Below are 22,279 nucleotides of genomic sequence, written 5' to 3' on the forward strand. Positions count from 1 at the left end.
GCGCTTACTGGAGGACGTCCGCGATCTCGTCGAACCGGAGCCTGCGCCCCGTGTAGAAGGGCACCTCCTCCTTCACGTACATCCGCGCGTCCGTGTAGCGCAGGTCCCGCATGAGGTCGACGAGGTCGGTGAGCTCATCGGCCTCGAGCGGCAGCAGCCACTCGTAGTCGCCGAGCGCGAAGGACGCGACCGTGTTGGCGAGGACGCCGGTGAACGCCGCACCTCGGCGTCCGTGGTCGGCCAGCATCGTGCGCCGCTCCTCCTCCGGAGCGAGGTACCACTCGGGCGTGCGCACGAAGGGGTACAGGCACAGCCAGTCCTTGGGCTCGATGCCGCGCAGGAATCCGGGGACGTGTGCGCGGTTGAACTCGGCATCGCGATGGACGCCCATGACGTTCCACACCGGGAGGAGCGGACGCAGGAGCTCGGTGCGGCGCAGGCGTCGAAGGGCCTTCTGCAGCTCTTCCGCGGTGTCGCCGTGCAGCCACACCATGAGATCGGCGTCGGCCTTGAGTCCGGAGACGTCGTAGAAGCCGCGAACGGTCACCCCGGAGTCCTCGATATACGCGACGATCGTCTCGAGCTCCGTCGACTCGCTCTCCGTCACGGGCACATCGGGATTCCGTCGCCAGACGGCCCAGAGTGTGAAGCCGGACGGGTTCTCAGCGCTCTCTTCGGACATCATGCTCCCCAGTCTGCCTCGTTTGTGCAGGAGCCGCTAATCACCCCAGAAGCGGTCCCGACCTCTCGGAACTCCGCGCGTCAGCGGGAGATCACGCGCGCGATCGCCCAGACCGCACCGCCCACGGCCGCAGCGACGCCGACGGCAGCGGCGATCGCACCGATCGGGTTGCGATCGGCGAACACCCGGGCCTTGGCGGCGGCGCGCGTGGAGGCCTTCTCGAGACGGCGCGGCAGGTTGCCCTTGACCTCGATGGCGGCGAGCGCGGCCTTCAGTTCAGCGCGCGCGGAGGCGACGGGGTCGACGATCCCGGCGGGGACGGCGGTGCGCGGCATCGATTCAGAATTCGTCATCGCCGGCCTCCTTCACGAGTCGGATGTCTTCCGCAACGGCCTGCGCCGGGTTCTGGCGCGCGAGGACCTTGCGGAACTTCAGGATGCCGAGCAGCGCGAACAGCAGCACGGCCAGGATCAGGATGCCGAACACGGCGATCGCCGAGAGCCACACGGGCCACCACGACGAGAGTCCGGCGATCGCGAAGACCAGGATCACGGGCACGGCCCAGAACAGGAAGAACAGCGCGACGAGGAACCACACGGAGCCGATACCGGCGTCCTTCGAGGTCCGCGAGATCCACGCCTTCGCGGCGTCGATCTCGGCCTTGACCAGATTCGTGACGAGTTCCGGCAGATCCCCGAGCAGGGTCAGCAGACTGTCGTCGGCACGATCACGGTAACCGCGGGGCATGTCAGGCGCCGGACTTCTTGGGGGCGGACTTGGTCGCCGCGGGCTTCTTGGCCGCGGGCTTCTTGGCGGCGGGCTTCTTGGCGGGCGTGCTCGCCGTCGCCTTCGCGGCCTCGACCGCTTCCTCGGTGGCTTCGGCGAGGTCTTCCGCCGCCTCGCGGCCGGTGGCGATGGCGGAGTCGAGTCGCTGACCCGGGGTGCCGTTGCCGCTGACGGACTTGGCGACCTTCACCACGCCGGTCCAGAGCGCTCCCGGCACGGCAGCGGCCTTGTCGCCGACGAAGCCCTTGACCTTGGTGACCTGCTCCTGCACCGGATCGAGGTTCCACACCTTCAGCCACTGCGTCTTGATCTGTTCGTAGCGCTCACGTCCGGCACGGGTGCCGAGGACGTAGCCCACGCCGAGTCCGACGACGAGTCCGATCTTCCCCTTCATGGGGTCTCCTCACCTTGTTCCGGTTGTCCGGCCAGCTTCGCCCGGCTTGGATCGACCGCAGGCTTCGCGCCCGGCGGCAGGTTCCCAGCGTAACCCCGTATGCCGATTTCGGCATCTATACGCCGGAGGGTTGACATGGAGAGGTGTCTCAGTCCCACAACAGGGTGCGCCGCAAGCGGTCCGCCTCGTCCCGCGCATCCGGGATCACCTGCGCGAGCCCTGTTCCGGCGAGCCAGGCACCGACCGCAGCGAGGCCGGGAACTGCCTGAACCGCAGCCCGCGCGGCCCGACGCCGGGCCCCGGATCCGATGATCGACGCCGGCTGCGACTGCACGAAACGGCCGCGATGGGAGGCGAGGACGGCCGCGGGGGCGAGGGGGACACCGAGCAGAGCAGCGGCTTCCCTGCGGGCGAGGTCCGTAGCATCAGCATCGCTCAGCTCTGCGGTGGCGGCCGGTTCCCCCTGCGCGCCGAACGACACGCGGACGACATGGCGATCTCCTGCCGCTTCACGCACCCACCCCCACTTCGCGGTCGAGTGCGTCAGAGCCTTGGCCGTGTGGCTGCCCGGCACCGTGAGTACGCCGGTGCCACGCGGGGTGGCATCCAACGCGGGCGCGTCGAGGATCAGGGTGACGATCTCGATCTCGGGCGAGGCCGCCGCCTCCGTCTTCCGGAGATCGGGCACCACAGCGGAGAGGAGTTCCCGCGCCGTGGACTCGGGCGTCGCGATGATGACGGCGTCGGCGGCGAGCTCTTCGACCACCGGAGCAGCGGATTCCACCGCGGCGGCACGCAACTCCGTGACGACCGCGGCCTCGTCGTCGGTGACGGCGGGGAGGTCGACGACGGGCGCGGTCTCCACCTCCACCGTCCAGGCCGCCCCGGCCCGGCGCACGCTGCGCACCCTCACGCCCGTCCGCACGTCGGCGTCGAGGCGTCCCAGATCGGCGGCGAGCGCGTCGACGAGGGCGCTCATGCCTCCGGAGAGCCCTTCGACGGCCGCTCCGGGCGTCTTGTCCGCCGCGCTCGCCGTCGCCGCCCTCGCCGTGGCCGCCTTGTCACGGAGCGACTGCACCGCACCGGAGAGGGAGCCGACGCGGGTGAGCGCGGCGTTGAGGCCCGGAGCCGCCACGTCGATGTCGACGTCGTCGGGAGATGCGGAGTAGACGCCGGTGGTGACGGGCGCGACGAGACGGTCGCGCACCTTGGGTCCCATACGCGAGGCGACCAGCTTGCCGAGACTGAGCTGGTGGCCGATCGTGAGGGGCGGCCGGACACGATCGAGGTAGGCGCGCCAGACGCCCGACCATCCGATGATCCGACGCACGTCGTCCTGGAAGGGGTTCGCGGGGATCCCCAGGATCCCTCCGACCGGGAGCGGTGCCGCGCCCACGCCGGGGATGCCGGCCAACCAGGCGGCGCCCGCCTGCGGAGCCACGATGCGATCTGCGAGGCCGAGCTCCTCGACGAAGGCGCGCACGTGTCCGCCCCTGGTGGCATAGCTCTCGGCCCCGGCATCGACGACGACGCCGTCCAGCTCGATGCGACGGATCGCGCCCCCCGGTTCGTCCGCGGACTCGAGCAGGGTGACGCGCATGCCGACCTTGGCGCATTCCCGCGCCGCGACGAGGCCGCCGATGCCGCCACCGATCACGACCACGTGCTTCTGCGCCGCGCGGGCGGCGAGATCGGACGGCTCTGCAGAGGAAGGGTCGGGCGTCATGCCCTCAATTCTCCCATCGGTGCGGATCAGGCCTCGACGGGCTCAGAACTGCCGCGTCCACGCTTGCGGACCTCGCGCAGCACGATCTGCTCGGGGCACACCGTCGAGAGGAAGTCGCCGACGGACAGCGCGAGCCGTTCACCGACGAGCGAGTAGAGGATGCGGTTGGCGTCGCGGCGCTCGGTGACGAGTCCGGCCTGGCGGAGCACACTCAGGTGACGGGAGATGGTCGGCCCGCTCGCGGAGAAACGCGAGGCGATCTCGCCGGCCGCGAGTTCCCCCTCTTTCAGATCCTGCAGGATCTGGCGCCGGGTGGGGTGCGCCAGCGCCGCGAAGATGTCGCTCGCGCTGTCGGTCATGGTTGCAATATAGCACTCTTGCTAGATACTCTTTAGCCGCGTAGCTAATTAGCAAAGGAGAAGCACCATGCGGGTAGCGATCACGGGCGGCACCGGATTCGTCGGCAGGAACCTCGCCGACCGCCTCGACGACGCGGTCGTGATCTCCCGCCGGAACGGCATCGAGATCACCGACGTGGAGGCCCTGAGTAAAGCCTTCGAGGGGTGCGACGCCGTGGCGCACTGCGCCGGGATCAACCGCGAGATAGACGGGCAGACGTTCCGTCGCGTGCACGTCGACGGGACGAAGGCCGTGGTGGAGGCAGCCCGCCGCGCCGGCGTGCAGCGCATCGTCCTCGTCAGCTTCCTCCGAGCACGCCCCGACTGCGGCTCCGGATACCACGAGTCGAAGTGGGAGGCGGAGGAGATCGTCCGCGCCTCCGGCATACCGCACACCATCCTCAAGTCCGGGATGATCTACGGCCCCGGCGATCACATGGTCGACCACGTGACCAAGGCGGTGCGGACACTGCCCTTCTTCTGGACCGTCGGCTACCGCGAACGCACGGCACGACCGGTGCCCGTGGAGGACGCGGTCGACGTCCTCGTCGCCGCTCTCGAAGGCCGCATCGAGGAGCCGACGATCGCGGTCATGGGTGTGGATGAGGTCACACTCGGCGAGGCGATCCGTCGCATCGCCCGTGTCGCCGGACGCCGTCCCGCGTTCCTCCCGGTGCCGACGTGGGTCGTGCGGGCGCTGGCCCAGGTGACCGAGTGGACGATGGTCGTCCCGCTCGTGGCGAAGGCTCAGGCACGGATGCTCGCGGAGGGCGTGAGCGAGGCCGCACCGTTCGCCCCCGAGGCGCCGATCGGCATCCGCCCGGCCCGGGCGTTCGACGACGAGCGCATCCGCGCGGCGCTCCCGGCCGGGGGCTTCACTCTCGACGACCTGCGGATCATGCGTCGTCTGCGGCGGACTGCTGGCCCTCGAATCGCGTGAATGGTCGCTTTCGGGTCACGGATGCGACACCTTGCGCGATTCGAACGCCGATCTGATCGTCAGAGGGAGTGTGCCAGCTCGACGATGCGGGTGAGCTGGTCGGGGTCGGTCTCGGGCGGGACGCCGTGTCCGAGGTTGAGGATGTGGGCTCGCGCAGCTCGACCGCGATCGATCACGTCGCGCACATGAGCCTCCAGCACCGACCACGGGGCGGCGAGGAGCGCAGGATCGATGTTGCCCTGCACCGTGACGTCCGGTCCGAGGATCGCGGCCGCCTCATCGAGGGGCTGCCGCCAGTCGACACCCACCCCGTCGGCCACACCGTCGAGACGCATGTCGGCGAGGAACGGCCCCGTGCCGACGCCGAAGTGGATGGTCGGAAGGCTGATGTCTGCGAGCGCGGCGTGGGAGTGCGGAGCCACGAACGCGCGGTAGTCGGCGGTGCTGAGCGATCCGGCCCAGCTGTCGAACAGCTGCACGACGGAGGCCCCCGCGTCCCGCTGGGTCTCCAGGAAGCGACGGGAGACACGCGCCAGCCATCCGGCCAGCCGGTTCCACGATTCCGGGTCGGAGTGCATCATGGCCCGCGCGCGCAGATGCTCCTTGGAGGGACCGCCCTCGACGAGGTAGGCAGCGAGCGTGAACGGCGCACCGGCGAATCCGATCAGCGGGGTGTCGCCCAGCTCCGCCGTGACGATGCCGACCGCCTCCGCGATGGCCGTGCCGTCCAGGTCGTCCGGATCGATGGCGGTGACACGATCGACGTCGGATGCCGTGCGCACCGGGTCCGCGAACACCGGGCCACGCCCGGGCTCGATCTCGACGTCGACCCCGGCCAGGCGCAGCGGGATGACGATGTCGCTGAAGAACACCGCCGCGTCCACCCCGTGCCGGCGCACCGGCTGCAGCGTGATCTCGGCCGCGAGATCCGGAGTCAGGCATGCATCGAGCATCCGGGTCCCGACGCGCAGGTCACGGTACTCGGGCAGCGACCTGCCGGCCTGCCGCATGAACCAGACCGGGGTGCGGGCGGGACGGTCGCCGGCGAGGGCGCGCAGAAGCGGGGCGTCGGAGAGGGCCATGTCCCCATCCTCGCATTCCGCCCTTATGCAGCCGCCGAGTCGGGCCGCGCGACTCCCCGCTCTCCGCGCTCCGGTACAATCGAAACGTGCTGCTGTGTGTGACGGCGAGTCACAAGACCGCCTCCTTCGAACTGCTCGAACGCCTGAGCCGCACCCCCGACGACGTCGCTCCCACTCTCGTGGGCATGACGCCGTGCGTGCAGGGTGCCGTGGTCCTGGCGACGTGCAACCGGTTCGAGGCGTACGTCGAAATGGACGAACCGGTGACCGCAGCCGGTGCGATCGGCGTCGAGGCCGTCATCGAAGCGGTCGAGTCCGCGACGGGCATCCCTGCCGCCGAGCTCGACGGAGCCTACGCCGTGCACTCGGGGCGCCGCGTCGCCGAACACCTCTTCTCGGTCGCCTCCGGCCTCGAATCCGTCGTCTCCGGCGAGGGCGAGATCGCCGGGCAGGTCCGCCGCGCCCTCACGTCCGCGCGCAAGGACGGCACCACCTCCCCCGAACTCGAACGCCTCTTCCAGCGTGCGAGCCAGGCGCAGCGCAAGGTCAAGAACGTCACCGCCCTCGGCCGCGCGGGCCGCTCGCTCGTGCGCCTCGCCTTGGAACTCGCCGACAGCCGGATCGCCGACTGGGCCGCCGAGCGCGTGCTGCTGGTCGGCACCGGCGCCTATGCCGCGGTCACCCTGGCCACGCTTCGTGAGCGCGGTGCCGTGAACATCTCGGTGTACTCGCCCTCGGGCCGCGCCGAGGTCTTCGCCGCGAAGCACGGCATCCGTCCGATCGCCGCCGACGAGTACGCCCGCACCGCCGCACGCTCGAGCCTGCTCATCACGTGCACCACCGCCACGGAACCCGTGCTCGGCCCCGAGCACCTGCAGCTTCCGACCGGACCCGCCGCTGTCGGCTGCCCCGTCGGCGCCCACAGCCGGCTCGTGGTCGACCTCGGCATGCCGCGCAACGTCGACCCCGCCGTCGCCTCGCTCGAGGGCGTGGCCCTGCTCGACCTCGAGACCATCCGCCTCCACGCACCGCTCGAAGAGCTCCAGGCGACGGATGCCGCGCGCACGGTCGTCCGCGAAGCCGCCGAGACCTTCCACGTGGTGGGCGCACGACAGAGCGTGACCCCCTCGGTCGTGGCCTTCCGCTCGCACATCTTCGAGTTGCTCGAGCGTGAGATCGATCGTGCTCGCGCACGCGGCGACGAGGACGGCAAGGTCGAGCAGGCTCTGCGCCACCTCTCCGGCGTGCTGCTGCACACCCCGACCGTGCGCGCGCACGAGCTCGCCGCCGCCGGTCGCGCCGACGAGTTCACCGCCGCGCTGTCCGCGCTGTACGGCATCGCGCCCGAGACCGACACCTCCGCCGCGGACGACGCCGCGACCGCCTGACACGCTCCGCCGCGGGGTGGGACACTGGAGGCATGGCCCTTCACATCACCGGAGACACCGCCGCCGACGACTTGCTCACGAACAACCCGCTCGCGCTGCTGGTGGGGATGCTGCTCGACCAGCAGGTTCCCATGGAGACCGCATTCGCCGGTCCACTCAAGATCGAGCAGCGCACCGGAGCTGCCGACGCCGCGACGATCGCCCACATGGCGCCAGACGAGTTCCTCGAGGCCTTCAGGCAGACTCCCGCGGTGCACCGATTCCCCGGATCGATGGCGACTCGCGTGCAGACGCTGTGCCAGACCCTCGTCGACGACTGGGACGGAGACGCCGCCGCGCTGTGGACCGAGGGAGACCCGTCGGGACCCGAGGTGCTGAAGCGCCTGAAGGCGCTCCCCGGCTTCGGCGAGCAGAAGGCCAAGATCTTCCTCGCGCTCCTGGGCAAGCAGTACGGCTTCACGGGCGAGGGCTGGCGCGAGGCGTCCGCCCCCTACGGCGAGGACGGCTCCTACCGCAGCGTCGCCGACATCGTCTCGCCCGACTCGCTCACGAAGGTGCGTGAGCACAAGAAGGCCATGAAGGCCGCGGCCAAGGCAGCGAAGTGAAGCCGACCGGGGATGACGTCGCGGGGCTCATCGCCCGCTCCTCCCCCGCGGTCCGCCGTCGGGACGCCGAGACCCTGACCGCGCTCATGCAGGAGATCACCGGACGCGAACCGCAGACCTGGGGCACGATCATCGGGTTCGGCTCCTGCCACTACCGCTACCCCACCGGCACGGAGGGTGACAGCGGGCTGCTCGGTTTCGCTCCGCGCAAGGCTGCGACGACGATCTACCTGTTCGACGGAGTGGCCGCGCACGCCGAGGCCCTGGCCGAGCTCGGACCGCACACCACGGGCGTCGGATGCCTGTACATCAAGGATCTGGAGCAGATCGACCTCGACGTGCTGCGGGGTATCCTCGAACGCTCACTGGCCTGGGTCGAGGCGGGCGGCACCTCCGAGGTGCAGCTCACCGTCACGGGCTGACCCCCCGCCTCGCGGTGCTGCCCGCTTGATCGTCGGCGCCCCCTCTCGTCGCCGAGACCCCCTCCTGCAGACGGCTGCGAGAGGGGGTCTCGGCGCGGAACGGGGGTCTCGACGCGTGTGCGAGGGGGGACGGGGAGGGGGGACGGGGCGGGGCGGGGGTCAGGAGTGCGGGGAGAAGAACGCGCGGAGGTCGGCGGCGAGCAGGTCGGGGCGCTCCAGAGCGGCGAAGTGCCCGCCCTCGTCGAAGCGGCTCCAGTGCACGATGTTCGCGTTGTCGCGCTCGGCGAAGACCCGGATCGTCTGGAAGTCGTCCGCGAACACGGCGACTCCGGTGCGGGCGGTGCTGACGCGCGGTTCGGCCCCTTCCTCGGCGGCGTCCGCCCTGGCGTTCTCGAGGTAGCTGCGCGACATGCCGGACGCCGCGTTCGCGAACCAGTTCACGCTGACCTCGAGCAGGATCTTGTCCAGAGGCACGAGCGACGTGCCGTTGCCGAACGAGTTGAACAGCTCGCTGTACGCGAGGAGTCCGACCGGAGAATCACTGATCCCCACCGACACGGTCTGCGGGCGCGAGGAGTTCATGGCGTTGTACCCGCCCACCGACTGGAACCACTGCATGTGCTCGAGGCCGGCGTAGTCCGCGGGCTCCAGCTTCTCGAACTCCGCCGGGTCGCCCGAGGGGAACGAGAACAGCTGCAGCACGTGCAGTCCGAGGAATCCCTCGGGCTCGAGCAGCCCCAGCTCGCGGGCGACCATGGCGCCGTTATCGGAGCCGTGGATGCCGTAGCTGTCATAGCCGAGCCCCCGCATGAGGCGGTCGTAAGCCTCCGCGACGCGTGCGGTCGTCCACCCCGCCGAAGCGAGCGGCTGTGAGAAGCCGTAGCCGGGCGCATCCGGGATCACGACGTCGAATGCGTCCTCCGCCCGGCCGCCGTGCGCCACAGGGTCGACGAGCCGGTCGATCAGGTCGAGGTAGTCGATCGACGAGCCCGGGTAGGTGTGGGCGAGCAGCAGGGGTGTCGCTCCCTCGTGGGCCGAGCGCACGTGGAGGAAGTGGATCGTCTGTCCGTCGATCACGGTGGTGAAGTGCGGGACGGCGTTGATCCGCTCCTGGGCGGCGGTCCAGTCGAAGTCGCGCCAGGCGGCGACGGCCTCGCGCAGGTAGGAGTTGGGCGTGCCGGCATCCCAGTCATCCGTCGGCGACGGCTGCGGAAGACGAGTGCGGGCGAGACGATCCTGGAGATCGGCGACCTCGGCAGCGGAGACCGAGACGGTGAAGGGGCGGAAGGTGAGCGTCGTGTTTTCCATATCTCGAAGGTAGAAGCGCATTAGGTTGGATTCGTTCCTAATAAATGACCGACTTTCACGGAGTTCCGATGGCCGATCCGACCGCTCGTCTGCTCGCCCTTCTGGCCCTGCTGCAGACCGGCCCCGAGCGCTCCGGGTCCGACCTGGCCGCCCGTCTCGGCGTCTCGGCGCGCACCATCCGGCACGACATCGAGCGGCTGCGTGACCTCGGGTATCCGGTCGACGCCACGCGCGGATCCATCGGCGGATACCGCCTGGGGGCCGGCGGGAAGCTTCCTCCGCTGCTCCTCGACGACGAAGAGGCGGTGGCGGTCACGGTCGGGCTCCGCGCCGCGGCCGGCATCGCGGGGGTCGCGGAGTCGGGCGCCCGGGCCCTCGCCAAGCTCGAGCAGGTTCTGCCGTCGCATCTGCGTCCCACGGTGGACGCCCTCCGCACCAGCGTCGACCGCGCTCCGGAGAACAACGACACCGACGCCCCGGATCCCGAGGTGGACGCCGCATCGCTGCAGGCCATCGCGCGCGCGATCCGCAACGAGGAGTGGTTGCGCTTCGAGTACGAAGGGGCGCCCGTGCTGGTCGAGCCCTATCGGCTGCTCACCTGGCATCGGCGCTGGTACCTGGTTGCGCGCGATCCGCACACTGAGAAGTGGGGCACCTACCGCGTCGACTGGATGGAGCTGCGGATGCCGACCCACCGGCGCTTCGACCCGCAGCCGCTGCCCGGGGGCGACTACACGGCCTTCGCGATGCGGACCATCGCGGTGAGCGGGTGGATCGTGCACGCCCGACTACGGATCGACGCCTCGGCGGAGGCCGTGCTCGACCGGATCCATGCCGCGGTCGGTGTGGTCGAACCGATCGACGAGGAGCACTGCATCCTCGTCACCGGCGCGGACAGCCTCGACACGGTCGCCGCCTACATCGGGATGCTCATGATGGACTTCACGGTCGAGAGTCCGCCCGAGCTGATCCCCCGCCTCCAGCTGTTGTCCGAGCGCTACGCGCGCGCGGTGGCCGGCAGCTGAACCCTCCTCCTCCGTACCGAGACCCCGCCTGATCGTCGAGACCCCCGCCTGCTGACGTCAGCAGGCGGGGGTCTCGACGGGGCGCGGGGGTCTCGACCACCAGGCCCGGAAGTCGGGAGGGCAGGTGACCCGAGGCTCAGGCGCCGCGCAGACGCTCCGCGAGGTACGCGTGCAGCTGGTCGATCGAGACGCGCTCCTGAGCCATGGTGTCGCGATCGCGCACCGTCACCGCACGGTCCTCGAGCGAGTCGAAGTCGACCGTGACGCAGAACGGGGTGCCGATCTCGTCCTGACGGCGGTAGCGGCGACCGATCGCCCCCGCATCGTCGAAGTCGACGGCCCAGGAGCTGCGGAGCGTGTCGGCGACCTCACGCGCGAGAGGAGACAGCTTCTCGTTGCGCGAGAGCGGCAGCACCGCGGCCTTGACGGGCGCGAGGCGCGGGTCGAGCTTGAGCACGGTGCGCACGTCGGTGCCGCCCTTGGCGTTGGGCACCTGCTCCTCGCGGTAGGCATCGACGAGGAACGCCATCATCGCGCGGGTGAGGCCGAACGACGGCTCGATCACGTACGGGGTGTAGCGCTCGCCCGTGGCCTGGTCGAAGTAGGTCAGGCTCTGCCCCGACGCCTCGCTGTGGCTGGACAGGTCGTAGTCGGTGCGGTTGGCGACGCCCATGAGCTCGCCCCACTCCTTGCCCGCGAAGCCGAACTTGTACTCGACGTCGATCGTGCCGGCCGAGTAGTGCGCGCGGTCGTCTTCCGGCACGTCGAACTGGCGCATGTTCTCAGGGTCGATGCCCAGATCGATGAACCAGTTCCAGCACGCCTCGACCCAGTGCTCGAACCACTGCTGCGCGTCGGCGGGCGGCGTGAAGAACTCGATCTCCATCTGCTCGAACTCGCGCGTGCGGAAGATGAAGTTACCCGGCGTGATCTCGTTGCGGAACGCCTTGCCCACCTGGCCGATGCCGAACGGCGGCTTCTTGCGGCTCGCGGTGAGCACGTTAGAGAAGTTCACGAAGATGCCCTGCGCGGTCTCGGGGCGCAGGAAGTACAGGCCCGACTCATCGTCCACGACGCCGAGGTAGGTCTTCACCAGGCCGGAGAACGCCTTGGGCTCCGTGTACTGCCCCTTGGTGCCGCAGTTCGGGCAGGGGATGTCGGCGAGGCCGTTCTCGGCCTTGCGCCCCTTGCGCGCCTCGAAGTCCTCGATGAGGTTGTCGGCACGGAAGCGCTTGTGGCACTGCAGGCACTCGACCAGCGGGTCGGTGAAGGTCGCGACGTGACCCGAGGCCTCCCACACGCGCTTGGGGAGGATGATGCTGGAGTCCAGGCCGACCATGTCGCCACGGCCGCGCACGAACGTCTGCCACCACTGACGACGGATGTTCTCCTTGAGCTCCGTCCCGAGGGGGCCGTAGTCCCAGGCCGACCGGGAACCGCCGTAGATCTCACCCGCTTGGAACACGAACCCGCGGTGGCGGGCGAGGGCGATGACCTTGTCGAGGCGGGACTGTTCGGCCATGGTGGCTCCAATGGTCGGATGCGGGAGGAGACCCGTGAACACGGGCACCCCATTCTATCCGTCGCCCCGTGGCGACCCTGGCCCCGACGGCCGCACGGGAGTACCGTCCTGACATGAGCACTGCAGCGCGAGATCAGCGGGCCCGCAACGAAGACACCCGCTTCTTCGGCCAACCGTGGGCTCTGGTGCACATCTTCGGCGTGGAGATGTGGGAGCGCTTCAGCTTCTACGGCATGCAGGGCATCCTGCTCATCTACCTGTACTACTCGGTCTCGCAGGGTGGCCTCGGTCTCCCCGAAGCCGTCGCCGGCGGGATCGTCGGCGCGTACGGCGGTGCGGTCTACCTGTCGACCATCCTGGGCGCCTGGCTCGCCGACCGCTTGTTCGGGTCCGAACGGGTGCTCTTCGTCAGCGCGATGGTGATCGTGGCCGGCCACGTCGCCCTCGCCCTGCTCCCGGGCTTCGTCGGCGTGGGCGTCGGCCTGGTGCTCGTCGCACTCGGCTCCGGCGGCCTGAAGGCGAACGCGACCTCGGTCGTCGGCAGCCTCTACACCCCGGAGGATCCCCGCCGGGATGCGGGCTTCTCGCTGTTCTACCTGGGCATCAACCTCGGCGCGTTCCTGGGCCCGATCCTGACCGGCATCCTGCAGTCCTCCCTCGGTTTCCACTTCGGTTTCGGACTCGCGGCCCTGGGGATGACCTTCGGCCTCGTCCAGTACTCGTTCGGACGTCGCGCCCTGCCCGCGTCGGTCCGCGAGGTGCCGAACCCGCTACCGACGTCCCGCTACCCTCTCGTCGGGATCATCGCCGTCGTCGCCGTCGCCCTCATCGCCGTCCTGGTCCTGACCGGGCTGATCCGCGCAGACAACCTCGCGACCCTGGTCATCGGTGGCACCGCGATCGCCGCCGTCGCCTATTTCACCGTGATCCTGTCCAGCCGCCGCATCGACACCACCGAGCGCTCGCGAGTGTGGGGGTTCCTGCCGCTGTTCGTCACCAGTGTCGCGTTCTGGTCGCTGTACCAGCAGCAGTTCACGGTCCTGACCGTCTACTCGGACAAGCGCCTCGACAGGAACCTGTTCGGCTGGGAGATGCCCGTCTCGTGGGTGCAGTCGATCAACCCCGTCTTCATCATCATCCTGTCGGGAGTGTTCGCCGCGATCTGGACCCGACTCGGAAAGCGCCAGCCCTCGACACCGGTGAAGTTCGGGCTGGCCGCGATCATCATGGGATCGGCGTTCCTGCTGTTCCTGCCGTTCGCCGGAGGGGGCGAGAACTCCACGCCGCTACTGGCGATCGTCGGGATCCTGTTCGTCTTCACGGTCGCCGAACTGCTGCTGTCACCGGTCGGGCTCTCGGTGGCCACCAAGCTCGCGCCCGCCGCGTTCCACACGCAGATGGTCGCGCTGTTCTTCCTGTCGATCGCCCTCGGCACCGCGATCTCCGGATGGCTGGTGCAGTTCTACGACCCGGATGACGAGGTGCCGTACTTCTCGATCCTCGGTGGCATCGCCATCGTCGTCGGGATCGGCCTGCTGCTCAGCGTGAAACCCGTCCTGAAGCTCATGCGCGGGGTGCGCTGATCGCACCGTCGCGGAAGGCGGTCAGGCCGTGAAGAGGTAACCGCGCGCGTTGTCGTAGCCGGCGACCTTCAGTCCGCTGCCGAGCAGACCTTCCATCTGGGCCCGCAGACGGAGCCGCCACTCGTGTGCGGCCGCCGGGTCCGAGATGCGCAGCGCCTCGATGTCCGCCGGGATCTCCAGGGTCTCGACGACCTCGTCGTCTGCCGGCGGCTTGGCGATGTCGGCGAGGGCCCACTCGACATCGAGCCGGTCGCTCTCGTCACCCGCGTCCCCGCCGCCGAAGATCCCGTAGCGGTTCACCGAGTATCCCGTCGCGCGTGCGCCGAGCACCGTGAAGAAGAAGTGCGCGTTGCGCGCGACCAGCGGATCGAACACCCAGGTGATCCGACCGACGTCGCGGGAGAACGCCCACTGACGCTGGTGCTCCTTGAGCTCACGCCCCCAGCCGCGCCCCCGATACTCGGGGAGCAGAGCCGTGATGTGCGAGTGCATCGCCCGCCGGGCGGGTTCGCCGAAGAACGCGATCGATGCCCCGACCATGCGCTCCTCGTCGCCCTCGCCGTCGAAGAAGCCGACGACGTAGTTGCCCGACTGCTGCAGGGCGCGCAGGGTGCCGGCATCCACCACGCGCTGCGGACCCCGGATGGAGTCGAGCAGGCCCTGCGCGTCGAGGATGAGTTCAACGGTGTCGAGGTCACGGATGGTTCGCACGCACCCAGTCTGCCCCTCGTCGGCCCGTTCGAGGAATCGACGGGCCCGGATCAGCGATAAGGGAAGGCCTCACCGCCACCCGCCGCGAGCGTTTCCGCGACGATCCGGAGGTGTGCTTCGGCCATCTCCGGCGGCAGCGGCGGCAGGATCTCGTCCCAGAAGGCGAGCACGGCGCCGCGGCCCTGCATCATTCCCTCCGGGCGTCCCATCGCCCACAGATGCATGTGCGCGGAGCCGTCGTTCCAGCGACCGAAGTGGCAGCGCGCGACCCCAGGGACGCTCTTGACGGCCTGGGAGACCCGCTGCATCAGCGGACCCAGCGCGGCGAGCACATCGTGCGGGGCGTTCTCGAGCAGCCAATGCTCGCGCGGCGCGACCCCGCCGATGAACGGCAGACCGCCGATGTCCCATCCGGCACGCACTTGCCACAACTCGTCGTGCCAGATCGTGTGCACGCTCGGGCCGCAGTGCCCGCACTCGGCCGGGTCGATCTCTCCTCCGCGCGGCTTCTCCGGCACGAGCATCGGTTCGAGCGGACGCATCGTGATCGTCTCGAAGGCCCAGGGCAGACCCTCGGCGATCGCTGAGGCGTCGAGCACCTCGCCGATCGGGAGCCGGCGGTGGTATGCGGAGTCGGCGGGGTGCTGGTCGAAGGCGGCGTCATCGCTCATCTGCCCATGCAATCACGAACGGCGGAGCGTGCTCACACCTTCCTCAGCGCGTCCCGATCGAGTTGAGAGGCGGAGGTGAGCCCCGCCAGCCCGAGGGTGATGTCGATCTCGGCGAGCACGTTCCGCACGACCTCGCGCACACCCACCTCCCCCGCGATGCCGAGGCCGTAGGCGTAGGGACGACCGAGAGCCACGACCGTCGCGCCGAGGGCGAGGGCGATCACTGCATCAGCGCCGCCCCGCACCCCCGAGTCGAAGACGATCGGCACCCGGCCCGCGACACGCTCCGCGATCTCGGGCAGCACGTCGAGCGTCGGCACCGAGCGGTCGATCTGACGGCCGCCGTGGTTCGAGATCCAGATCCCGTCCATCCCCGCATCGAGCGCCGCCTGGGCATCGTCGGGGTGCACGATCCCCTTGAGGATGATCGGCAGACTCGTCCACTCGCGTGCTTTCGCCAGGTCTTCCCCCGTGAGGGCAGGAGTGGAGAACACGTCGAGGAACGTCTCGACCGCAGCCCGCGGCAAGGGCGAGCGGAGGTTGTCGCGCAACGAAGCTCCGCCGGTGAGCGGCGCGCCCTTGCGGGCGATCGTCAGGGCCGCGGCCACCGCGCGAGGTGTGACGCGGACGCCGGGCGCATCGCCCTTCGGCACGGCGGCGCGCTCGCGCACGAGCTGCTGGAACACCGGATCACTCGTGTACTGCGCGATCCCCATCCCGCGGGTGAACGGCAGGTACGCGAGATCGAGGTCGCGGGTGCGCCAACCGAGCAGGTGCGTGTCGAGGGTGATGACGATCGCTTCGCACCCGGACTCCTCGGCGCGGGCGAGCAGCGAGCGGTTGAGGTCGTCCGACGCCGACCAGTAGAGCTGGAACAGCCGGGAGCCGTGCGGTGCGGCATCCGCCACCTCCTCCATCGGGAAGGAGGCCTGGTTCGAGAGCGTGTACGGGACGCCGAGGGATGCCGCGGCACGCCCGACCGCGAGGTCGGCCTCCGCGTGGGCCATCTCCATCACCCCGAGCGGGGCGAGCAAGAGGGGCGTCGGGCGCATGCGACCCAGGAATTCCACGCCGAGGTCGCGGGACGAGACGTCACGGAGCGGCCTCGGCCAGACCTGCCAGCGGTCGAACGCGCGACGGTTGGCCGTCATGGTGCGCTCGGAACCCGCGCCACCGGCGATGTATGCGAACGCTTCGGCGCTCAGCGCCTTGCGGGCCGCAGCCTTGAGGGCCACGGGATCGATCGGCACCGCGGGCTTCGTCCCGCTGATGCCCGCGCGGTAGATGTCGGACTGGGTACGCCGGGAGATGCCGCGGTGGGCGGCGGGATCGTCCGGAGCGACGCTGCTCGTGACCATGCCCACATGCTAACCAGCGCCGGACGGCCCCGCATCGTCCGATCGCCGATAGCCTGAGCCGGTGGGTGCGAGCGACGACAGAGCCAGGAAGCGTCTCTCCCGCACCCCGCCGAAGTGGGCGATCGTCGCGGTCCTCGCGTTCGCCGGTCTGTGCTCGTCGTTCATGTTCACGCTCGTCGTCCCGTTGCAGGCCGAGCTGCCGCAGTTGCTGAACGCCTCCCGCGAGGACACCACCTGGGTCGTCACGATCACGCTGCTCGTCGCCGCGGTCGCCACCCCCATCTCCGGCCGCCTGGGCGACATGTACGGCAAGCGCCGGGTCGTCATCGCCCTGCTCGCGCTCCTCATCCTCGGCTCCGTGATCGCCGCGGTGTCCGGCTCGATCGTCGGCGTGATCATCGGTCGCGCGCTGCAGGGGGCCGTGACGGGCGTCGTCCCCCTCGGCATCGCCATCATGCGCGACGTGCTGCCGCCCGAGCGGCTCGGCACGGCCGTGGCCCTCATGAGCGCGACCATGGGCGTCGGTGGCGCCATCGGGATGCCCGTCGCCGCCCTGCTCGCCCAGAACGCCGACTGGCACATGCTCTTCTGGCTCGCGGCAGCGCTCGGCGTCGTCGGCCTCGCCCTCGTTCTGGCGGTGATCCCGGAGGACGTGCTCCGCTTCCCCGGTCGACTCGACGTGGTCGGTGCCGTCGGCCTCGCGATCGGCCTCACCGGGATCCTGCTCTTCGTCTCGCGAGGAGCGCAATGGGGGTGGACCTCCGCGCTCACGCTCACCTGCGTCCTCGGGGGAGTCGCCGTCCTCCTGGTCTGGGGCTGGTACCAGCTGCGCACGAAGGACCCCCTGCTCGATCTCCGGGTCGCCGCACGTCCGGCCGTCCTGTTCACGAACATCGCCGCGATCGGCATGGGGTTCGCGCTCTTCGCCTCGAACGTGACGTTCCCTCAGCTCCTCGAGATGCCGACCGTCGGCGGCGCGGGCTTCGGGCTCGACATGCTGGCGGCGTCGCTCGTGATCATGCCGGCGGGGCTCGTGATGATGGTCATCTCACCGCTCTCGGGCTGGCTCGAACGCACCGTCGGCCCCCGCCCGCTGTTCACGGTCGGCGCCGCGGCGATCGTGCTCGCCTACGTCTTCGTCCTGCTCTGGTCCTCCGAGGTGTGGCACATCTTCGTGGCCAACATCTTCATCGGCATCGGTATCGGGTTCACCTTCGCCGCGATGCCGATGATCATCATGCGCTCAGTCCCGGCGAACGAGACCGGGGCGTCGAACGGGCTGAACGCCCTGTTCCGCTCGGTCGGAACCTCGAGCGCCTCCGCCGTGATGGGCGGTGTGCTCGCGGCGATGAGCATCGATGTCGACGGGGTCGCCGTGCCCACGCGAGCCGCCTTCGAGGTGTGCTTCTGGCTCGCGATCGCGGCCGGCGTGATCGCCGTGGTGCTCTCGCTCTTCATCCCGAAGCAGCGCAGCTCCGAGCAGCATCCGTCCCTGCCCGGCTGAGCGCGGCGCGACGCCGCACATCCGCGACGTGGACCGGCTCAGATCCTCCGATAGGTGATGTGGGTGACCAAGGAGGTCGCGCGCACCGACACCCGTTCGAGCCGCTGCGGAGGCACCCCCTCGAAGACGCGCTCCCCCGCCCCGATGATGCACGGCGTGATGTGCAGGCGCAGCTCGTCGAGGAGACCCGCCGTGAGGAACTGGTTCACGGTGCGCGGCCCGCCCGCGATCGAGATGTCCTGCTCCCCCGCGGCGTCCCGGGCCAGCCCCAGTGCCCTTTCGATGCCATCGGTGATGAAGTGGAAGGTCGTGCCGCCCTCCATCTCGATCGGCTCGTGCGGATGATGCGTGAGCACGAAGACAGGGTTGTGGTACGGCGGGTTCGGACCCCACCAGCCACGCCAGTCGCGATCCCATTCCCCCCGCACCGGGCCGAACATGTTGCGGCCCATGATGGTCGCCCCCGAGGTGACGATCGCGTCGACCTCGGCCTTGTTCTCCTCGTAGGCGTCGAACATCCAGTTGTGCAGCCAGGAGTCGTCGACATCGCCGAACGGTCGCTCCTCCGTCTGGTTCAGACCGGTGGCGTAGCCGTCGGCAGAGACGGCGAGGTCGCTGAAGATGATGCCCACGCGTGACTCCTCATCGGATGCGGACGCCTCTGGTCTACGCGAACCGAGGGCCGTCCGTCAACGGGAGATCGTGCGCGGGTCCGGGTCGTCGTGCCGCGGAGGGCGCAGCCGGTCCGGGATCGGCCAGGCCAGCACGAACTGCGCGGTCGCCGGACGGGTCATGTCGCCGAAGTCGTCGATCTTCACCACGATCCGCCCCGGCACACCCTCCTCGTCGGGAGTCACCTCGAGGAGGCGCACGCGCAGCGGACGGTCGTCCTCACCGTCCAGCATCCACGGATCCGCGAGCCACGCGATCCCGTGCTCCTCCAACGCAGCCTCGGCATCGAGCCATTCGGCGGGAGCACCGACACGGCGGCCGAGCACGTCGACAGCCACCCACTCGTCTCCGGCAGGGTGGATCCATCCGAGCAGCTCGCCGTCGTCGCGGCGATGCGGGGTCCAGTCAGATCGTGGCATCCCTCGATGCTAGCGACGTGCCGTGCGCGTCAGTGCGTGTACTCCATGAGTTCGACACCGAGCACGCGGAAGGCGTCGTGCGCACGAAGCCGGTGCGTGATCGAGAGGTCGTCGAAGCAGACGATGAGCGAATAGGCGACCCCGGCGCGAGGGCCGGCGAGCACACCCGCCTCCGCACGCACCCCCCGGTCGCGACCGGTCTTGTTCACGAACAGCAGGCCGTGCGCATCGTGATCGTGCGCGAACGGGTCGAGCCCGGTGGAGGCTGCGACCAGACTCAGGTCCTGGTTCAGGCTCAGCCATTCTGACACCTGCGCGCTGACGGCGGCGTCGACGACCTGCGAGTTCACCAGCGCCGAGAAGAGCCCGGCGAGTTCGCGCGCCGAACCGACGGCGACCTGCGGGGCGTCGTCGGGGCCACGACGGTCGCGGAAACGGTCGAGCAGCGCCGTGCGACGGAGCCCGAGGGACTCGATGCGCTCGCGCACCCGTTCGTGTCCGACCTTCTGCAGCAGCGCGTTGACCGCGATCGGGTCACCCGCGGTCGCCGCCAGCACGGCGAGGTCCTCCAGCGGAAGCGCCGGAGCATGCAGGTGTCGCCAGAGCCCCGAGGTCTCCACGGCATCGACGCTCTCGCGCTCGACGATCTCGAACGGGTCCAGCGCACCGCTCTGGAACCCTGCGGCCACCTCGATGAGCAGCGGGACGACGCCGAGCCCCGCGACGGGCATGGTCACATGGTCGTCGCCGGCCAGGACGTGCACATGATTGTCGAGGTCGACGACGTGTACCGAGACCTGCGCGCCGGAATCCGCCAGGGCCTCCAGCGACCGGAGCGTGGCGGTGAACGACCGTCTCCCGGCGGCTGCGCGCCGAGGGAGTCGACGGCTGGTGCGCTGCGAGCGGCGACCGCCGGACGACTCCTGGGCACTCCGGAGAGACTCGGGGACCGAAGAGTTGCGGAACCCATCACCAGGCTCGAGAGCGCCCACGCTGATCCTTAAGGGGGGTGGATTTGCGGGATACCGAGGGAAGACGCTCCCCAGCGGCAGGGCTATCGTAACCCCACCGCCGGGGGATGCTTCACAGAGTGTGACGTTTGGTCACCAGATGGTCACCCGCGATGCCGCAGGCAGCCAGAGCGCGTCGGTCTCGGCCACCCCGAATGCCTCGTAGAAGGCATCGATGTTGCGCACGATCTGGTTGCAGCGGAACTCGTTCGGCGAGTGCGGGTCGATCGTCAGCAGGCGCAGGGTCTCGGCGTCGCGGCTCTTCTGCTGCCACACCTGCGCCCAGGAGAGCAGAAGTCGCTGCACGCCCGTGTATCCGTCGATCACCGGCGCCTCCGCACCGTCCAGCGACAGTTCATACGCCCGGAGCGCGATGCCGAGACCGCCGAGGTCGCCGATGTTCTCCCCGATCGTGAGGGCGCCGTTGACGTGATGCTCGGCGTCGAGGCCCTCTGGAACGAGCGCGTCGTACTGGGCGATGAGAGCCTTGGTGCGCACTTCGAACGCCGAGCGATCCGCATCCGTCCACCAGTCCTGCAGTCGGCCGTCGCCGTCGTAGCGGCTGCCCTGGTCGTCGAATCCGTGGCCGATCTCGTGACCGATGACCGCGCCGATGCCGCCGTAGTTTGCGGCCGCATCACGACCGGCGTCGAAGAACGGGTACTGCAGGATCGCCGCGGGGAACACGATCTCGTTCATGGACGGGTTGTAGTACGCGTTGACCATCTGCGGCGGCATGTGCCACTCGGTGCGGTCGATGGGCGTGCCGACCTTGTCGACGTTGCGATCGTGCTCGAAGATCGCCGCGCGGCGCACGTTGCCGAACAGGTCGTCCCGGTCGATCTCGAGGATCGAGTAGTCACGCCACACCTCGGGATGCCCGATCTTCGGCGTGAACGAGTCGAGCTTGGCGAGCGCGCGCTCACGGGTCTCCGCGGTCATCCACTCGAGGTCGGTGATGCTCCGGCGGTACGCCTCGATGAGGTTCGCGACCAGCTCGTCCATCGCGGCCTTCGCCGTCGGCGGGTAGTGCCGCTCGACGTACACCTTGCCGATCGCCTCGCCGAGGGCCCCTTCCGCGAGCGAGACGCCGCGCTTCCAGCGCTCGCGCATCGTGGGGACACCGGTGAGCTCGGTGCCGTAGAACGAGAAGTTCTCCTGCACGAGATCGTCGGTCAGGTACGGTGCCGCCGCGTGCACGACCTTCGCCCGCAACCACGCCTTCCAATCGTCGAGACGCTCCGGGGTCAGCAGCGAACCGAGGCCCTCGAAGAAACTCGGCTGCGACACGACGACCTCGTCGAACGCGCCGGGGTTCGACGGCGAGACCGCTTCACGCCACGGCGTCAGGTCGACACCGGCGAGCTCCTGGAGCTCGTCCCAGGTCTTGAGGTTGTAGGTCGCGACCGCATCGCGGCTGCGCACGTTGTCCCAGTGATGACCCGCCAGCTCGGTCTCGAGCGCGATCGCCCGGCCGGTGTTCTCCGCCGCCTGCGGGACTCCGGCGAGCTCCAGCAGTCGCTCGAGGTGGGCACGGTACGCGGCGCGGGTGTCGGCGAACGTGTCGAGGCGGAAGTAGCTCTCGTCAGGGAGCGACAGACCTGCCTGCACGAGCACAGGGAGGTAGCGCTCGGGGTTGCCGGGGTCGCCGTCGACGTAGAGTCCGATCACGGATGCACGACCGTCGCGGTCGTACGCGCCGACGGTGCGCAGGAACGCCGGGATGCCGTCGATCGCGTCGATCTCGGCCAGCGTCCCGGCGAGCGGGGCGACACCGGCGGCATCGATCCGCTCGGTGTCCATGAAGCTCGCGAACAGGTCGCCGATCTTGCGGGCGAGAGTGCCCTCCGCCGCGCCCTGCGACTCCTCGACGATCGCACGCACGTCTTTCTCCGCCTGCTCGGCGAGGAGGTGGAAGGAGCCCCAGCGCGCCTTGTCGCCCGGGATCTCGGTGCGTGCGAGCCAGGCGCCGTTCACGTGGCGGTAGAGGTCGTCCTGCGGGCGGATGTCGGAGCTGAACTCATCAAGGGCGAGGCCCACGGGAAGAACGTCAGTCATGCGCCCCAGCCTATG

Annotated in this window: 23 protein-coding genes; 7 read left to right on the forward strand and 16 right to left on the reverse strand. The window is 69.6% G+C overall.

The features are described 5' to 3' along the window. Positions 1–4: 4 nt before the first annotated feature. The 6 genes from hemQ to LRQ07_RS16075 all read right to left on the reverse strand — a co-directional run bounded on the left by hemQ (position 5) and on the right by LRQ07_RS16075 (position 3,947). A complete protein-coding gene (gene hemQ, locus LRQ07_RS16050; RefSeq protein ID WP_047520999.1) occupies positions 5–685 on the reverse strand; it encodes a hydrogen peroxide-dependent heme synthase in 681 nt (226 codons plus the stop codon). 77 nt (positions 686–762) lie between these two features. Continuing rightward, complete coding sequence (locus tag LRQ07_RS16055) at positions 763–1,035, reverse strand: hypothetical protein (RefSeq protein ID WP_047521001.1); 273 nt, start codon at positions 1,033–1,035, stop codon at positions 763–765. Then, positions 1,022–1,429 (reverse strand): phage holin family protein, encoded by a 408-nt coding sequence (locus LRQ07_RS16060; RefSeq protein ID WP_021198266.1) that lies wholly within the window; start codon positions 1,427–1,429, stop codon positions 1,022–1,024. Before LRQ07_RS16060 ends, LRQ07_RS16055 begins: the two co-directional genes overlap by 14 nt. 1 nt (position 1,430) lies before the next feature. Continuing rightward, entirely contained in the window at positions 1,431–1,862 is a 432-nt protein-coding gene (locus tag LRQ07_RS16065; RefSeq protein ID WP_047521004.1) for a hypothetical protein, read from the reverse strand. A gap of 148 nt (positions 1,863–2,010) precedes the next feature. Further along, a complete protein-coding gene (locus LRQ07_RS16070) occupies positions 2,011–3,588 on the reverse strand; it encodes a protoporphyrinogen/coproporphyrinogen oxidase (protein ID WP_256535192.1) in 1,578 nt (525 codons plus the stop codon). A 26-nt stretch (positions 3,589–3,614) separates the two neighbouring features. Then, positions 3,615–3,947, reverse strand: coding sequence for a metalloregulator ArsR/SmtB family transcription factor (locus LRQ07_RS16075; RefSeq protein WP_131493328.1), 333 nt, complete (start codon positions 3,945–3,947; stop codon positions 3,615–3,617). A 67-nt stretch (positions 3,948–4,014) separates the two neighbouring features. Between LRQ07_RS16075 and LRQ07_RS16080 the strand changes: the two genes are divergently transcribed. After that, entirely contained in the window at positions 4,015–4,926 is a 912-nt protein-coding gene (locus LRQ07_RS16080) for an NAD(P)H-binding protein (RefSeq protein WP_256535193.1), read from the forward strand. 59 nt (positions 4,927–4,985) lie between these two features. Here LRQ07_RS16080 and hemE read toward each other — a convergent pair whose 3' ends face one another. Next, positions 4,986–6,008 carry a uroporphyrinogen decarboxylase gene (gene hemE, locus LRQ07_RS16085; protein WP_248540813.1) on the reverse strand — a complete coding sequence of 341 codons (1,023 nt, stop codon included), beginning with the start codon at positions 6,006–6,008 and terminating at the stop codon, positions 4,986–4,988. 86 nt (positions 6,009–6,094) lie between these two features. Here hemE and LRQ07_RS16090 point away from each other — a divergent pair, with 86 nt between their 5' ends. Genes LRQ07_RS16090 through LRQ07_RS16100 form a run of 3 tightly spaced genes read left to right on the forward strand, consistent with a single transcriptional unit; the run spans position 6,095 to position 8,423 of the window. Next, the gene (locus LRQ07_RS16090) at positions 6,095–7,396 is read left to right on the forward strand and encodes a glutamyl-tRNA reductase (protein WP_256535194.1); all 1,302 of its coding nucleotides are present in this window, start codon (positions 6,095–6,097) and stop codon (positions 7,394–7,396) included. A gap of 32 nt (positions 7,397–7,428) precedes the next feature. Further along, entirely contained in the window at positions 7,429–8,001 is a 573-nt protein-coding gene (locus tag LRQ07_RS16095) for an HhH-GPD-type base excision DNA repair protein (RefSeq protein WP_256535195.1), read from the forward strand. Then, positions 7,998–8,423 carry a DUF1801 domain-containing protein gene (locus LRQ07_RS16100; protein WP_232763247.1) on the forward strand — a complete coding sequence of 142 codons (426 nt, stop codon included), beginning with the start codon at positions 7,998–8,000 and terminating at the stop codon, positions 8,421–8,423. The genes LRQ07_RS16095 and LRQ07_RS16100 overlap by 4 nt, the downstream gene beginning before the upstream one ends. A 159-nt stretch (positions 8,424–8,582) precedes the next feature. Here the strand turns inward: LRQ07_RS16100 and LRQ07_RS16105 are convergent, their stop codons facing one another. Next, entirely contained in the window at positions 8,583–9,731 is a 1,149-nt protein-coding gene (locus tag LRQ07_RS16105) for an epoxide hydrolase family protein (protein WP_256535196.1), read from the reverse strand. A gap of 68 nt (positions 9,732–9,799) precedes the next feature. Between LRQ07_RS16105 and LRQ07_RS16110 the strand changes: the two genes are divergently transcribed. Further along, positions 9,800–10,756 carry a helix-turn-helix transcriptional regulator gene (locus LRQ07_RS16110; RefSeq protein ID WP_256535197.1) on the forward strand — a complete coding sequence of 319 codons (957 nt, stop codon included), beginning with the start codon at positions 9,800–9,802 and terminating at the stop codon, positions 10,754–10,756. 136 nt (positions 10,757–10,892) lie between these two features. Here the strand turns inward: LRQ07_RS16110 and LRQ07_RS16115 are convergent, their stop codons facing one another. Next, complete coding sequence (locus LRQ07_RS16115; protein ID WP_131494150.1) at positions 10,893–12,278, reverse strand: glycine--tRNA ligase; 1,386 nt, start codon at positions 12,276–12,278, stop codon at positions 10,893–10,895. Positions 12,279–12,391: 113 nt separating this feature from the next. Between LRQ07_RS16115 and LRQ07_RS16120 the strand changes: the two genes are divergently transcribed. Then, positions 12,392–13,861, forward strand: a complete 1,470-nt coding sequence (locus LRQ07_RS16120; protein WP_256535198.1) for a peptide MFS transporter — start codon at positions 12,392–12,394, stop codon at positions 13,859–13,861. 21 nt (positions 13,862–13,882) lie between these two features. On the opposite strand, the gene LRQ07_RS16125 is transcribed toward LRQ07_RS16120, so the two are convergent. Genes LRQ07_RS16125 through LRQ07_RS16135 form a run of 3 tightly spaced genes read right to left on the reverse strand, consistent with a single transcriptional unit; the run spans position 13,883 to position 16,601 of the window. Then, positions 13,883–14,572: a GNAT family N-acetyltransferase gene (locus LRQ07_RS16125; protein WP_047521025.1), complete on the reverse strand. Its 690-nt coding sequence runs from the start codon at positions 14,570–14,572 to the stop codon at positions 13,883–13,885. Between the two features lie 50 nt (positions 14,573–14,622). Continuing rightward, complete coding sequence (locus LRQ07_RS16130; RefSeq protein ID WP_232763241.1) at positions 14,623–15,243, reverse strand: hypothetical protein; 621 nt, start codon at positions 15,241–15,243, stop codon at positions 14,623–14,625. Between the two features lie 32 nt (positions 15,244–15,275). Further along, complete coding sequence (locus LRQ07_RS16135; protein ID WP_256535199.1) at positions 15,276–16,601, reverse strand: alpha-hydroxy-acid oxidizing protein; 1,326 nt, start codon at positions 16,599–16,601, stop codon at positions 15,276–15,278. Between the two features lie 61 nt (positions 16,602–16,662). Between LRQ07_RS16135 and LRQ07_RS16140 the strand changes: the two genes are divergently transcribed. Next, complete coding sequence (locus tag LRQ07_RS16140) at positions 16,663–18,105, forward strand: MFS transporter (RefSeq protein WP_232763240.1); 1,443 nt, start codon at positions 16,663–16,665, stop codon at positions 18,103–18,105. Positions 18,106–18,143: 38 nt separating this feature from the next. On the opposite strand, the gene LRQ07_RS16145 is transcribed toward LRQ07_RS16140, so the two are convergent. From LRQ07_RS16145 to LRQ07_RS16160, 4 genes are all read right to left on the reverse strand, one after another. Beyond that, complete coding sequence (locus tag LRQ07_RS16145; protein WP_248540805.1) at positions 18,144–18,737, reverse strand: dihydrofolate reductase family protein; 594 nt, start codon at positions 18,735–18,737, stop codon at positions 18,144–18,146. A gap of 57 nt (positions 18,738–18,794) precedes the next feature. Next, on the reverse strand, positions 18,795–19,196 hold the full coding sequence (locus LRQ07_RS16150) for a hypothetical protein (protein WP_232763238.1): 402 nt from the start codon (positions 19,194–19,196) through the stop codon (positions 18,795–18,797). A 29-nt stretch (positions 19,197–19,225) separates the two neighbouring features. Beyond that, positions 19,226–20,188, reverse strand: coding sequence for a serine hydrolase (locus LRQ07_RS16155; protein ID WP_256535200.1), 963 nt, complete (start codon positions 20,186–20,188; stop codon positions 19,226–19,228). Between the two features lie 111 nt (positions 20,189–20,299). Beyond that, positions 20,300–22,264 carry a M13 family metallopeptidase gene (locus tag LRQ07_RS16160; RefSeq protein WP_256535201.1) on the reverse strand — a complete coding sequence of 655 codons (1,965 nt, stop codon included), beginning with the start codon at positions 22,262–22,264 and terminating at the stop codon, positions 20,300–20,302. Positions 22,265–22,279: the final 15 nt, after the last annotated feature.

This window comes from Microbacterium sp. J1-1 (genome assembly GCF_024498615.1).
Lineage (GTDB): Bacteria > Actinomycetota > Actinomycetes > Actinomycetales > Microbacteriaceae > Microbacterium > Microbacterium aurugineum.

Coding starts and splice junctions, on each gene's coding strand:
- LRQ07_RS16070 (WP_256535192.1), bottom strand. CDS start 3,588: ATGACGCCCGACCCTTCCTCTGCAGAGCCGTCCGATCTCGCCGCCCGC.
- LRQ07_RS16120 (WP_256535198.1), top strand. CDS start 12,392: ATGAGCACTGCAGCGCGAGATCAGCGGGCCCGCAACGAAGACACCCGC.
- LRQ07_RS16110 (WP_256535197.1), top strand. CDS start 9,800: ATGGCCGATCCGACCGCTCGTCTGCTCGCCCTTCTGGCCCTGCTGCAG.
- LRQ07_RS16060 (WP_021198266.1), bottom strand. CDS start 1,429: ATGCCCCGCGGTTACCGTGATCGTGCCGACGACAGTCTGCTGACCCTG.
- LRQ07_RS16075 (WP_131493328.1), bottom strand. CDS start 3,947: ATGACCGACAGCGCGAGCGACATCTTCGCGGCGCTGGCGCACCCCACC.
- LRQ07_RS16130 (WP_232763241.1), bottom strand. CDS start 15,243: ATGAGCGATGACGCCGCCTTCGACCAGCACCCCGCCGACTCCGCATAC.
- LRQ07_RS16095 (WP_256535195.1), top strand. CDS start 7,429: ATGGCCCTTCACATCACCGGAGACACCGCCGCCGACGACTTGCTCACG.
- LRQ07_RS16065 (WP_047521004.1), bottom strand. CDS start 1,862: ATGAAGGGGAAGATCGGACTCGTCGTCGGACTCGGCGTGGGCTACGTC.
- LRQ07_RS16105 (WP_256535196.1), bottom strand. CDS start 9,731: ATGGAAAACACGACGCTCACCTTCCGCCCCTTCACCGTCTCGGTCTCC.
- LRQ07_RS16135 (WP_256535199.1), bottom strand. CDS start 16,601: ATGGTCACGAGCAGCGTCGCTCCGGACGATCCCGCCGCCCACCGCGGC.
- LRQ07_RS16055 (WP_047521001.1), bottom strand. CDS start 1,035: ATGACGAATTCTGAATCGATGCCGCGCACCGCCGTCCCCGCCGGGATC.
- LRQ07_RS16150 (WP_232763238.1), bottom strand. CDS start 19,196: ATGCCACGATCTGACTGGACCCCGCATCGCCGCGACGACGGCGAGCTG.
- LRQ07_RS16115 (WP_131494150.1), bottom strand. CDS start 12,278: ATGGCCGAACAGTCCCGCCTCGACAAGGTCATCGCCCTCGCCCGCCAC.
- LRQ07_RS16080 (WP_256535193.1), top strand. CDS start 4,015: ATGCGGGTAGCGATCACGGGCGGCACCGGATTCGTCGGCAGGAACCTC.
- LRQ07_RS16160 (WP_256535201.1), bottom strand. CDS start 22,264: ATGACTGACGTTCTTCCCGTGGGCCTCGCCCTTGATGAGTTCAGCTCC.
- hemQ (WP_047520999.1), bottom strand. CDS start 685: ATGATGTCCGAAGAGAGCGCTGAGAACCCGTCCGGCTTCACACTCTGG.
- hemE (WP_248540813.1), bottom strand. CDS start 6,008: ATGGCCCTCTCCGACGCCCCGCTTCTGCGCGCCCTCGCCGGCGACCGT.